Source organism: Flavobacterium sp. 2755, assembly GCF_031455715.1.
GTDB lineage: Bacteria > Bacteroidota > Bacteroidia > Flavobacteriales > Flavobacteriaceae > Flavobacterium.
In genome coordinates this window covers 37,456-49,822 of sequence record NZ_JAVDTG010000014.1, presented here as the reverse complement: position 1 = coordinate 49,822, position 12,367 = coordinate 37,456, and the positions used below count along the sequence as shown (strand labels likewise).

The window sequence follows — 12,367 nt, the reverse complement described above, 5'->3', positions numbered from 1 at the left end:
GTGAGACACACTGCTGTGCGTCTCTACAGAAAATTGTGGCGGATAAATTAATTAACAATCAATAATTAACAATTCACAATTATTAAGACACCACTTTATACGTAGGATCTTCAATTACATTGACATTAATAACGGCATCGGCATTTTTAAGTAATTGTCTGCAGTCTGGGCTTAAATGCTGTAATTCTATGGTTTTATTTTCCTGATTGTATTTTTTAGTCAGATTGTTTAACGCTTCTATTGCCGACATATCAGAAACACGGCTTTCTTTAAAATCAATAATTACATGATTTGGATCGTTTTGTATATCAAACTTTTCTAAAAAAGCAGTTATAGAACCAAAGAATAATGGGCCGTAAATTTCATAATGTTTTACTCCGTTTTCATCAATAAAATGTCTCGCACGAATTCTTTTGGCACTTTCCCAGGCAAAAACCAAAGCCGAAATGATTACGCCAATTAAAACCGCCAAAGCCAAATTGTGCAATACAATTGTAATTAAGGCAACTAAAATTCCAACGAAAATATCGTGTTTTGGCATTTTGTTGATAATCCTGAAACTTGCCCATTCAAAAGTAGTAATCGCCACCATCATCATAACGCCGACTAAAGCCGCCATTGGTAATTTGCCTATTACAGGCGCTCCAAAAAGTATGATTATTAAAATTGTCAAAGATGCAATAATCCCTGAAAGTCTTGCTCTTGAACCTGCACCAAGATTTACTAAAGTCTGTGCGATCATTGGGCAGCCTCCCATTCCGTAGAAAAAACCGTTTAAGATATTCGAACTTCCTTGTGCAATACATTCACGATTACTGTTTCCGCGCGTTCCAGTAATTTCGTCGACTAAATTCAGCGTAAGTAAACCTTCGGTCAAACCAACAGCCGCTACAATAACAGAATACGGAAATATTATTTTTAAAGTTTCAAAAGAAATTGGAATATTTGGAATGTGGAAAGGAGGAAATCCGCCTTGAACCGATGCAATATCTTCGACTGTTTTGGTTTCAATATTAAACACAATGACCAAAGCAAAAACAATCATAATAGCAACCAAAGATGCAGGAACTGTTTTTGTTATTTTAGGAAAAACCAAAACAATGGCAACCGTAAGCGCCACCAAACCCAGCATAATATACAAAGGCGTTCCCTGAAGCCAGGAAACCTGTCCGTTAATTACAGTTTTAAATTGTTCTAACTGCGACATAAAAATCACAACAGCCAAACCGTTTACAAAACCAAACATAACAGGCTGTGGCACTAAACGAATAAATTTTCCGAGTTTAAAAAGTCCAATGCAAATTTGCACGACACCGCCAAGCGCGACGGCTGCAAAAACATATTCAATTCCATGAGATTTCATTAAAGCGATCAAAACGATTACCGTTGCTCCCGCTCCGCCCGAAATCATTCCGGGCCTTCCGCCAAAAATAGCTGTCACTAATCCGGCAATAAAAGCAGCGTATAAGCCAACCAAAGGCGGAAAACCAGCCAAAATTGCAAACGACAAAGATTCTGGAATCATTGTCATGGCGACAGTAAATCCGGCTAAAATTTCATTTTTATAATTGACCTTTTGAGTAAAATCGAAGAGTTGGAAAGCTTTTTTCATAAGGCACAAATGTAGAAAATAATGCCCAAATAGAATTAACCTTCTCTAATTGAAAAGTATTAATAATAAACCAAACAGTTATACTAACAAAACTGTTTTAAAAGAAAAACGAAAACCGAAAGTATAAAACTTATCATTTGATTTTTTAAATTTTTAGCAATGAATTATTATGCAAAACTATTTATAAACTGACATATTTCAGCTGCGTATTTCTACCTGTTTTGTTTAATGAAATGTTAATCTAAACGAATACAAGTGTAACCAAGGCAATTAACATAATCGATAATGTTATCACAATGCAATTCTACACCTTCTACGCGTAATATTTTGTCGCAGTCTTCAAGGTCAAAATTGATTTTATAATCCGGAAACTGAGTCTGGATAACGGCGGTTACATAGTTTTTGTCTGATTCTTTGCAGACGTTTGTTTTAAAAATTTCAACAACCATAATTATTTATTTAATTTTTAAACTGTGGGATAAATTTCGTTGAAAAAGATATAGGATATTCTAATTCTGGCGTAAAGCAATAATCGTAGGTAGCGGCGGATTTAAATTCCGGCTGACTCAGCTCATAAACGCCTTTTAAATTTGAGGTGTTTAAATTTAAGTAAAAACTTTCAGAATTTGATTTTGTGCTTATGGAAATTCTACGGTTTTTAAATTTCCCTTTAAATAAAAAATGCTGTGACAAAATATAACCCATGTCGTTTTTGGTTTTAGAGGATAATTAAATTCGAAGTCAAAAATACTTTAGAGTTACCTATTATAATAGGATATTTATACTAACGGCGTATCATTTATACGAATGGCGTTTGTATAAAATAGTATCCTCAAATAGCTATGAACTATAATATTAAACTATTTTTGCCTTCATGAAAATCCTCAAAATTTACCAAAACTTTTTCCTAAGGAACCTCATCGTGCATACCTTCATACTTATGGTAATTTTTGCCTGTGTGTATGATGAACTTCGTTTAGCTGGTCATGACTTTTGTTATATGATCACTAAAATTGCAATAGGATATTTTCCTTGTATTCTCTGGATTACTGTTTTTAATCTATTTATAATTAAACGATTATTATTCAAAAAAAAGGTCAAAATATTCTTTTTGCTGTTTTTAACGTATTGGACTTCTTTTTACTTTTTCATTAATTGGTTTTTTCCTTTAGTTGGTTTCGGAAATTTTAAAACATTGCAGATATTATCGCTGCTTATCAACGGAATGTTTTTTTATTTTATTCATGTTGTGATTACTAAAAAAATCATGGATGCTGATAAGGATATTATGAATTTCAAGTCTGAACTTTCATTTTTAAAACAGCAGCTTAATCCGCATTTTTTATTGAATGCCATGAATAACCTTTACGGAGAAGCATTATCTGAACCGGACAAAGTTCCAGACAGGATTCTGAATCTTTCAGATTTACTGCGTTACCAGATAGAAGCCACCAAAAAAGATTATGTTTTAGTTGCAGAAGAAATTGCTTTCGTTAAAAAATACATTGAATATTATTCTTTTAGAAACGATCGTTTGAATATTACCCAGAATTTTGAAGGTCCTTTTGACGAAATCGAAATTCCGCCTTTGTTCTTTTTACCTTTGGTAGAAAATGCGGTTAAATTTTCGGCCGAAACTCCAACGCCTTTTATTTCATTAGATTTAAAAGTAAAATCACGAAATTTGATTTTTACTATTAAGAACAATTATCTGGAATCCGGATCGCGGCTTTCGGGAACCAGAATTGGAATTGAAAATCTAAAAAGACGATTGGAAGTTTATCGCTTAAGACATGATTTAAGCTGCGAAAAAGAGAAAAATATGTTTGTTGTAAAATTAAGTATATGGCACTTACCTACCGCTGTCTTATAGTCGATGACGAATCGCCGGCGCATAAAGCGCTTGCTTCGCATATTTCGAAGTTTGACGAACTGGAACATTCCGGAAGTGCTTTTAGTGGCATGGAAGCGCTAAAACTACTTAATGCCAATCAATATGATATTATTTTTCTGGACATTAATATGCCTGTAATTTCGGGTGTGGAATTAATGGAACTTCAGCCTAATCGACCGCTTACAATTGTCACAACCGCTTATTCTGATTTTGCGCTTTCGGCTTACCAAAACGATGCGATCGATTATTTACTAAAACCCATTTCGCCCGATAAATTTGCGAAAGCAATCGAAAAAGCCAAAACCTATTTCTCCGGTAACAATCTGAAAAAAGAAAATAATAACAGTACAAAAAACCTTTCTTACCGCTTAAACGGACAAACAATTGATATGCCGCTTTGTGATATTATTTATATCGAAAGTCTTGGCAACTACATGAAACTTTACTGTACGAAACTTAATTTACCACATATTGTTTATGGTTCGCTGTCGAGCATTGCCTCAGAAATTGACAATTCAAGTTTTGTTCAAGTTCATCGCTCTTTTATTGTAAACGTAAATAAAATTTCTGCTGTTACGTTTAAAAACCTTACTATGTCTAATGGGGAAATTATTCCTGTTGGGCGGAAGTACCAGATTTTAATAGATAATCTTTCTATTAGATAATTTGTCAATCTTTCTATTAGATAATTTTTGAAAAGCTCAACTTTTTTAGGTTGGGCTTTTTTGTTTTTAGAAATCACGTAAAACTACCTGATATCAAGCAGTTTTTTATTAATATAATTGTCTGATAATAAATTTATTAAGATTATGGATTTCCGTAAAACTTGAAGCACTAAAATTGTAATCTTTGATTTTATTTAGCAAATAACAAATTTTAATTTATAACTATGGCAAAAACAGTTAATGCAAAACTTTATAAAATTCAAGATTCAATTATTCAAGACAGAAATGATAATGAAAAATTAATTGAAGATATCGTTCATACTTATAATTTAAAAACTGGAAACAAATTTTCAGAAATTGAACTTTCCGAAACTTCTAATGTAGATACATGGTTTGCAAAATTATACATTTTTACAACTGAAGCAAAACCACCTCACTGGCAGGATTTTTTATCTGATATTGTACAAAATGAACAAGATTTAGACAAGATTAAAATCCAATACTCTTCATTCGTTCTTTTTATTTATAGTGATAATTCTATTTTTGTTATTTCTAAAGGATATTACGGACATTTTCTTCTAGAAGAATACATCGATACTTTCTTTGGATTGGAAGTATTATCTCGATTGGTAAACAAAAACTCAACTGAAATTAAACAAATAGAAGAAAGAGGTTTGTTTGGAACTGAAATTGGCTCTCAACGTTATTTTAGAGAAAATTACAATCTTGCTTTCGAAGATGATTTTGGCAAGATATATAAGACAATGCTCGCCTCTATAGAAGAAGATGATTTTGAAAAGTTAGGTATTATACAAAAACGAACTTCTACAAAAAAGCTATCAATTACAGGAAGTTCATCTCTTGAAGTTTCTTCAAATTTTACTTATGAAGAATTAGTTGAAAGAATAATAAAAATTCAGGAAGTACTTGAAACCGATGGCGTCGAATTTAATCAGTTTTACAGATTACCCACATCTGAATTAAATCCAATAAAAGATAGCTTAAATGAAAATTTATTAAGCTATGCATACAGCTGTTATATCAATAATGAAACAATTGATTTCTACAGCCCAAATGTCTTTGAGTATTTACGATCAACTGAGGTACGATTTTATAATAAGGATGGAATTTTCAAGGATATTCAATTCTGCTCTTCTTTTGGCTATATAAATATCATGAATGAACTTGTAGAGAAGGAATTAATAAATGTTGCAACCGAAGATACTTTTGTAGAATCTTTACAAAATACTTTTGGTCATTACAGAGCAAATGAAAATGAAGATTTTAGCGTTGGTGTAAGCCTTGACCAATGGTTCTGTGGTGAAGTAGAATATGACGGCAAAAAATATTTTAAGTTAGATAGCTCATGGTATCTTTACAGGCATAGTTTAGAAGAACATTTAAACTCCTTCTTCGTAAATTTTGATTTTGAAAATAACACTACTAATAATCTTGAATCTTGGACTCAGGAATCAGAAGGATTGTATAATGAAAGTTATAAAAATCGTCAAGATTTCATAGTTGGTGATCGAGCATATTTGAATCTAATTGAAATGGCAGACATTATCAAAGTTACTGGTAATAAGATCTACTTTTATCATGTTAAAAAAGGATTAGGTCAAGACACAAGAGCATTAATAAGTCAAATTAACAATGCTGCTCGTTATTTAACCTACTTTAAAGATGAAGAGAATAATGCAGGATTAAAATCTTATTACAAAAGTATATGTGATAAACACTATAATGGCAATTCTTTAACTTTGAATATTGATGGTAATCTAAATGATATTTCAGAAGATGAATTTATTCAATTATTCAAATCAGGCAAAAAATTTGCTTTTGTTTTTGTTTATTGCTCTGATAGTCCCTTATCAATAAAAGAAGAAATTATTAATACTAAATCTAGGATTGCTAAACTTTCTTTAGTTTACATTATTAGAGATATGAAAAGAACAGATTTTGAATTATTGTTTGAACGCATAAAAACGACTTAGCAATATAATTTCACCTGCTGGCGCAAGCGTCTCGCTCGTGAACACAAAGTATATCTATCTTACTATATGATCAAAACGTATGTATGTAACATCAAGAAAATATATTAAAAAATATAAAGTAAACACACAAAAGCTGCAGACCTAAAAACTCTTGCAGCTTTTTTAATCCAAAAAACCTACCACAAAAAACCCAAATTCCTTACATTAGCATTACCAAAAAACAACCCCAAAATCTAAAAAAATGAAAAACCTAATCCTATTATTCACATTCCTAATCACAACAATTTCATTTTCCCAAACCGAAAACCAAGTTAATCGCGAAGAAACAAGAACCGTTGACGACTATGAAAAAATAGATCAGGTCGTAATTGATTATGACAAAGAAGTATTTATTGCCGGAAAAGTGGAAGTAAATCCTGAATATCCGGGTGGTGAAAAAGCTGTTTTTGCTTTTCTTGAAAAGAAAATTAAAATCAGTAAAGAAATACTCGAACAGCAAGGTTCTCAAAAAGTTTTTGCTCAGTTTATAATTGAAAAAAACGGACGTTTAAGCGATATTAAAGTTCTAAGAAGCAACAGCCCTGAATTAACAAAAGAATTTACCAAGGCACTAAAAGCTATGAAATGGACTCCGGCAAAACAAAATAACAGAATCGTAAGAAGCTCTTATATGTTACCTTTTCAGGCTAAATAATTAACAAATGAATTGGATAATTCAACATACAGATAAACTAGATTTTCAAACCAATTTAAAAGAGTTGTTAAAACCAATTTTACCAGAAATAGAATCCTTTAAATGGTTAATAAGTGACTTCCAATTTATATCAGATAAAACACTTCCAATACATCACGAAAAAGATTTTTATGTTTTAACAAGTAAGGAATTTAATGAGATCCTGAATTCTAACACACAATTAATTTGGGGAGTTCTATCTGGTTTTTCAGAAAACGAACAAATATCTTTCGATGAAAACAATCTGCCTTTTGCAGATGGAAATGATCTGATTTGGAAAAATGGAAACTTTCAAATTCCCAATTCTACAATTGAAATCATTGCTTTTGACAGCTCTTACACTATAATTAAATTTAAACAGAAAAATTTATATGATACTTTTAAAAAGCACTTTGACGAAGCAATCGAATTAGAAAATTTTAATTCTTAAAAATCTTCTCAAACCTTTCTCCTAAAATACCCAATCGCCCCAGTCGACCACAAAGCCAGGAAAATCAAAACAGGTTGAAAAAACAATCTTATTAAACGGGCTTGATCTGTATCGAGTCCGAAGGCGGGAGTTTGGTTTAAATATTGGGCGATATTACCCGGAAAAACCAATATATAAAACACAGCCAATGCAATGCCTGTAAATACTTTATATCTTGTTAGAAATAACATACTAAGTCCTAAAGCTATTTCAACAACTCCGGAAAGAACTACAACAAGATCCTTGTCAAGCGGAACCCAATTTGGAACTTGTGCCTGAAAATCGGCTCTTTGAAAAGTAAAATGTCCTATCGCTGCCGTAATCATAAAAAGTCCTAATAGAACTCTAAAGAAATTCTGGATTTTGGTTGTGTGTATATTTTCCATCTGTATTGTATACTTTATGTTATAGTCTCTATAAAATCTTTATTCAAATTTATAACATTAAGCCCAAAACAGTTTTCTACATTTTTTACTTATGGGTTATCTAATATCCATGTTTAAAATTCAATTTTACATACAAAGCAGCTGTTTCAAAAGTTCAAAAAGTATAAATTCATTTCAGGAAATCTTTATTCTTCAAAAAAAATCCACATTCAAAATAATTTTCTTACATAAATAATTACCTTAGCGTACTAAGAAATGTTAATATAATTTGTTAGAAAATGTCCATTTTTAATTTCCTATTTAAAAAATCAGATTTACAATGTCCCAGATGTCTTGGGAAAGGTTTTGTTGATTGGGATGATATCAGGCGTTTAAACAAATTATTAAAATGGGTTCCGGCTCCCTGCGCCTACTGCAATGGTTCCGGAAAAACTACTCCCGAAATGCTTTCAAAAGTTCCCGTAGATATAACGTACCTCACTATTGATTTACCGGAATCTGAAATTGAAAAGATAAAAAATGGCGACGAAGAAACGCTGGAAAAAGGAAGACAAAAAGAGCTTTTTTTAGAAAATCTTATACAATTTGCCCAGGATCATTACCTAAACAAAAATATGGATGCCGAAACTATTGCAGATTTATACCTTCGTACAGAAACTGAAAATGCCTTATTTTCAATAGAAAGAGAAAACTTAATAGAATATATTCAGCAGATAATCGAGTTAAAAAAATCCGAACTCAATTAGAGAAACCTTTGTTCCTCTGAACCTTTGTAACTTTGACTCTCAAAAAAACAGAAAAACAGGTATAAATACGTATTGCCAGAATTTTAATAAGTAGTAAAATTGCAAGGAATAATTTTTTCTTTTAGAATATAGTCTTCCGCAAGGAAACTTGTAAATTTTGTCAATTTTTTTGGAACAAGAAAGTGAGATTTCGTATCGCTGGTAACGATTAGAAATCTCACTTTTTCTTTTTTAGTACTTAATACTACTAATTGCTACTTTGTTTCAAAGCTGCAATCTGTTCATCCTGATGCTGAATAATCTTTTTCAGACTTTCAATTGTTTCCTTTCTGGCTTCTGCCAGATCTTTGTAGTTAATTTCGTGTTCTGTAAGCTTTTCCGTTTTTTTATAAACCTCTCCTTTTTCGTGCAAAACATTCAGTTTAATCATGTCTCCTTCACCGGTTAAAAGCCATTCTATATCAATATCAGTATATTTTTTTAAGATATTTTCTAATTTATCTACACCTATCGTTTTATTATGCTTTAACTGGCTCGCAAAAGAACCGTTAGACATACCCACCACTTTTTCAAAGGCGCCCACTCTAACACCTTTGTAATCTAAATACTGTTTGATCCTATTTATAGTATTTTCTGTCATAATCCTTCATTTTTATTTATAGAAATAATCTAATTTATACTCATTCTTAAGAAATATCTTACTATATTTGTCTTACTTTTAATACAAATTAAGCAATGAGCAAAAATATAAAATCTAAGCCAAGTTACAATCAAGATGTGTTAAAGATTATTAAAGAAAAACATGGTTATTCTTACGATTATATTCGTAAATCGATTCGAGGGGATCGTGTAGGCATTATTTGCGACCTAATAAAGGCCGAATACAAAAGACTTGACAACGAATATAAGATCGTGAGAGAGAGTCAGGCCAATAGATTAAAAAAAGAAATAAACAGTAAATAAAATACATTAAGTATTACACAATAAGGATCAAATTACCAAAAAGAGCGGCCCAGCTTTTTTCTCCAGGAGCAAACAAAAGCTTTGAGCAGAAGAATCCGGATTTTCTGTATCAGATTATATGTAAATGGGCTGCCAACATCTATTCATGTAATAGATACAATATTAGTTATGCAGCTGATCCTCGCATAATCTAATGTATTCCCCTAAGAAACTAAGCCGTAAAGAAATATCTTTGCGGCTTTTGTTTTTATCAAAATAGACAAACCCTGCAAAGCATCTGTAAAATTGCATATCAAAGCATTCTAATTTTATAAATCTTTTAGTAATAATCAATCATTGAATTATTTACAACCTTTGTACCTTTGCGCTTCCACGCCAAAAAACAAATTAAAGCCCTGAATCGATATGACTCGAGAACATTATATTCCGTTTAATAAAGAATTTTTACTCGAACAGCAAATTGCAGCTTTCGCCGATGACAAACAAAAAGTTGATGATTTTAAAAAGTTATTCGATATTATCGAGCATTATTATCATTATGAATCTTTTAATCTTAACCGAAATTTAAAACAAAACTACGCGCTTTACGATCCGGATTTGAGCGAAAAAGAACGCGAAGTTTTTATTGGCAAAAGCAATTTTTCTGTTTTTAAAGAAACGCTGCTTACTGTTTTAGACCGCGGTAATTATTACAGAATCGATCAGGAAACTTTAAAAGAAGCTTTTACAGAATCTGATTTAATAGGCTTAAACCTTGCCATTGATTTTCATGCTTTTAAGGATTACGAATTGTATGTTCGTGGTCATCATAAAGCAAAAGAAACGGTAAAAAAATATTATTTCTGGAAAAAAGAAGTTGAAATTGAATATTATGATCGTGTTCTTATTTACCTGAATTACAGCGACGCCGATTATTTGACTCAGAAAAAAGTCAAGTTGGGAAAAATGCCAATTGATCCGGGATCTATTGCTTTAAAGATATTTAAGCGCGTTCCTAAAAACGATCTCGAAACGATTTTTCCAAATGCAATTCCTAAAATGTCTTTAAAAGACAAATTGCTGCTTTGGGTTCCGGGAGTTTTTGGAGGTATTTCATTATTAAGTGCCAAAGTAATTCCGGCTTTAATAAACATGTACAATGCTTATGAAACCGGAGAAACTATCGATTTATTAAACAGCAAAACTTCCTTAAATCAAGGTTTAATTGCTTTAGGAATTTTATCTGCTTACTGCTTTCGCCAGTACAATAATTTCATAAACAAGAAAATCAGATATTCTAAAATGCTTTCAGACAGTTTGTATTTTAAAAATGTTGGGAACAACAGCGGTGCATTTTATTCTCTTTTAAACTCATCTGAAGAAGAAGCTTTAAAAGAAACTATTTTGGCTTATACCTTTTTAAATAAAAGTCAAAATCCGTTAACTGCGCAAGAACTGGATTTTCAAATTGAATCGTGGTTTGCTTCTCAATTAAATACTGAATTAGATTTTGATGTAAACGATGCTTTATTAAAACTAAAAAGCATTGGTTTAGGAATAGAAACTAACGGAAAATGGGAAGTTATCCCACTAAATAAGGCGCTTGTTACAATCGATGAATTATGGGATAATGTTTTTGAGTATAATGTGACCAAATAATATAAATGAATAAATTAAAGCCTTTTTCAATTTCTATAATATTGCTTTTTGTATCAGCTTTTATAATGTCTAAAAGCACACAGCAATTTAGATATGTTGATAAATGGAGATGGCTTTATCACGTTGGCTGGATTTCATGTTATACTTTTCAAATTATTTCTTTGGTTTTATCTTTTATGTTTCTAATTTTTATTTTGAAAAAAGATTTCAATTTAAACATAAAATATAAATTCATTTGGATTGCTCTTGGCTTATTCCCTACTTTATTTTGGTTACTCATAACGATTTTTATTGTTGGATTTAAGATGTAATAAAAGCTTCGATTTTTTTTACTAGATTTACGTTAACTAACCTTAAAACCACAAAATGAGAACACTTGATCAATGGTTTGCAGAATATGCCGTAAGTCACCAAAACCCAAAAAACAAAGCCATACATTATATTTGCGTTCCGGCAATTTACTTTTCTATTGTTGGTTTGTTAATGAGTATTCCTAGTAGAATTATTGCGAATACTTTAAAACTAAATGCACCAATTATTGAAAATTGGGCTTTTGTGGTTTTGCTTTTTGTCCTTGTTTTTTACATTAGACTTTCGATTGCAATGGCTTTAAAAATTGCCATTTTTTCAGCAATTTGTTTAGTTGTTAATTATTACATTGAGCAGGTTTTTCCATTATGGGCATTCTCTATTGGTGTTTTTGTAATTGCCTGGATTGGGCAGTTCTATGGACACAATATTGAAGGTAAAAAACCTTCATTTTTAAAAGATCTTCAGTTTTTATTAATTGGCCCGGCCTGGGTTGTAGAGAATTTGTTTTCGAGAAAGTAATTTACTTTTTATTTCCAATTGCAAAAGATTTAAACAATTCAATTTTGTTATATGAAAGATTTTAATCCAGATGATTTTCCTAAGAATTTAAGTGAAGAAGAAATTCAAAATCTGACTGAACTAGCAATTAAAAATCCTATTGGTGAAATATGGAAACAAATTGCAGCCAGGCTGACATCTGAACAAAAAATCAGAATTAACAGAAATATTGAAAGAAAACATTATCCGGAATCAGAAAAACTAGCTTCTTTTCAAAAAAAACCAATGGATGATGAAACATGGGAAAGGCTGGTAAAAGAGCAGGAAGTAAATAAATTTTACGGAAATATGGGGCAGCCGGAAACTCCTTTAGAATTTAAAAACAGATATGGAGTGTGGCCGGCAGGATTTGATGGAACCAGATCTGAAAATAATAGTTGATTGATTTTTGTTTACA

The 12,367-nt window shown here is 31.3% G+C and carries 14 protein-coding genes; 10 read left to right on the top strand and 4 right to left on the bottom strand.

The features are described from left to right. Window positions 1-82: 82 nt before the first annotated feature. Together J2Y38_RS23305 and J2Y38_RS23300 are read right to left on the bottom strand one after the other, a co-directional pair. Entirely contained in the window at window positions 83-1,612 is a 1,530-nt protein-coding gene (locus tag J2Y38_RS23305; protein ID WP_309847473.1) for a SulP family inorganic anion transporter, read from the bottom strand. A 236-nt stretch (window positions 1,613-1,848) separates the two neighbouring features. Beyond that, window positions 1,849-2,061 carry a hypothetical protein gene (locus tag J2Y38_RS23300; protein WP_053472125.1) on the bottom strand — a complete coding sequence of 71 codons (213 nt, stop codon included), beginning with the start codon at window positions 2,059-2,061 and terminating at the stop codon, window positions 1,849-1,851. Between the two features lie 491 nt (window positions 2,062-2,552). On the opposite strand from J2Y38_RS23300, the gene J2Y38_RS23295 reads away from it, so the two are divergent. The 5 genes from J2Y38_RS23295 to J2Y38_RS23275 all read left to right on the top strand — a co-directional run bounded on the left by J2Y38_RS23295 (window position 2,553) and on the right by J2Y38_RS23275 (window position 7,328). Beyond that, the gene (locus tag J2Y38_RS23295) at window positions 2,553-3,485 is read left to right on the top strand and encodes a histidine kinase (protein WP_309847471.1); all 933 of its coding nucleotides are present in this window, start codon (window positions 2,553-2,555) and stop codon (window positions 3,483-3,485) included. Then, entirely contained in the window at window positions 3,458-4,171 is a 714-nt protein-coding gene (locus tag J2Y38_RS23290; RefSeq protein WP_309847469.1) for a LytTR family DNA-binding domain-containing protein, read from the top strand. Before J2Y38_RS23295 ends, J2Y38_RS23290 begins: the two co-directional genes overlap by 28 nt. Window positions 4,172-4,395: 224 nt before the next feature. Continuing rightward, complete coding sequence (locus tag J2Y38_RS23285) at window positions 4,396-6,165, top strand: DUF6119 family protein (protein WP_309847467.1); 1,770 nt, start codon at window positions 4,396-4,398, stop codon at window positions 6,163-6,165. Between the two features lie 241 nt (window positions 6,166-6,406). Next, window positions 6,407-6,859, top strand: coding sequence for an energy transducer TonB (locus tag J2Y38_RS23280; protein WP_309847464.1), 453 nt, complete (start codon window positions 6,407-6,409; stop codon window positions 6,857-6,859). A 7-nt stretch (window positions 6,860-6,866) separates the two neighbouring features. Then, window positions 6,867-7,328: a hypothetical protein gene (locus J2Y38_RS23275; RefSeq protein ID WP_309847461.1), complete on the top strand. Its 462-nt coding sequence runs from the start codon at window positions 6,867-6,869 to the stop codon at window positions 7,326-7,328. Window positions 7,329-7,336: 8 nt separating this feature from the next. Here J2Y38_RS23275 and J2Y38_RS23270 read toward each other — a convergent pair whose 3' ends face one another. Next, window positions 7,337-7,753 carry a hypothetical protein gene (locus J2Y38_RS23270; protein ID WP_309847457.1) on the bottom strand — a complete coding sequence of 139 codons (417 nt, stop codon included), beginning with the start codon at window positions 7,751-7,753 and terminating at the stop codon, window positions 7,337-7,339. A gap of 278 nt (window positions 7,754-8,031) precedes the next feature. Here J2Y38_RS23270 and J2Y38_RS23265 point away from each other — a divergent pair, with 278 nt between their 5' ends. After that, window positions 8,032-8,499, top strand: a complete 468-nt coding sequence (locus tag J2Y38_RS23265) for a hypothetical protein (RefSeq protein ID WP_309847454.1) — start codon at window positions 8,032-8,034, stop codon at window positions 8,497-8,499. Between the two features lie 247 nt (window positions 8,500-8,746). Here the strand turns inward: J2Y38_RS23265 and J2Y38_RS23260 are convergent, their stop codons facing one another. Next, complete coding sequence (locus tag J2Y38_RS23260) at window positions 8,747-9,139, bottom strand: hypothetical protein (RefSeq protein WP_309847452.1); 393 nt, start codon at window positions 9,137-9,139, stop codon at window positions 8,747-8,749. A 728-nt stretch (window positions 9,140-9,867) separates the two neighbouring features. Here J2Y38_RS23260 and J2Y38_RS23255 point away from each other — a divergent pair. The 4 genes from J2Y38_RS23255 to J2Y38_RS23240 are packed head-to-tail and all read left to right on the top strand — an operon-like array spanning window position 9,868 to window position 12,351. Next, window positions 9,868-11,100: a TMEM143 family protein gene (locus J2Y38_RS23255; RefSeq protein WP_309847449.1), complete on the top strand. Its 1,233-nt coding sequence runs from the start codon at window positions 9,868-9,870 to the stop codon at window positions 11,098-11,100. Between the two features lie 5 nt (window positions 11,101-11,105). Next, window positions 11,106-11,411 (top strand): hypothetical protein, encoded by a 306-nt coding sequence (locus J2Y38_RS23250; RefSeq protein WP_180859962.1) that lies wholly within the window; start codon window positions 11,106-11,108, stop codon window positions 11,409-11,411. 55 nt (window positions 11,412-11,466) lie between these two features. Further along, window positions 11,467-11,931 (top strand): Mpo1-like protein, encoded by a 465-nt coding sequence (locus J2Y38_RS23245; protein WP_309847447.1) that lies wholly within the window; start codon window positions 11,467-11,469, stop codon window positions 11,929-11,931. 51 nt (window positions 11,932-11,982) lie between these two features. Then, the gene (locus tag J2Y38_RS23240) at window positions 11,983-12,351 is read left to right on the top strand and encodes a hypothetical protein (RefSeq protein WP_309847446.1); all 369 of its coding nucleotides are present in this window, start codon (window positions 11,983-11,985) and stop codon (window positions 12,349-12,351) included. Window positions 12,352-12,367 lie beyond the last annotated feature (16 nt).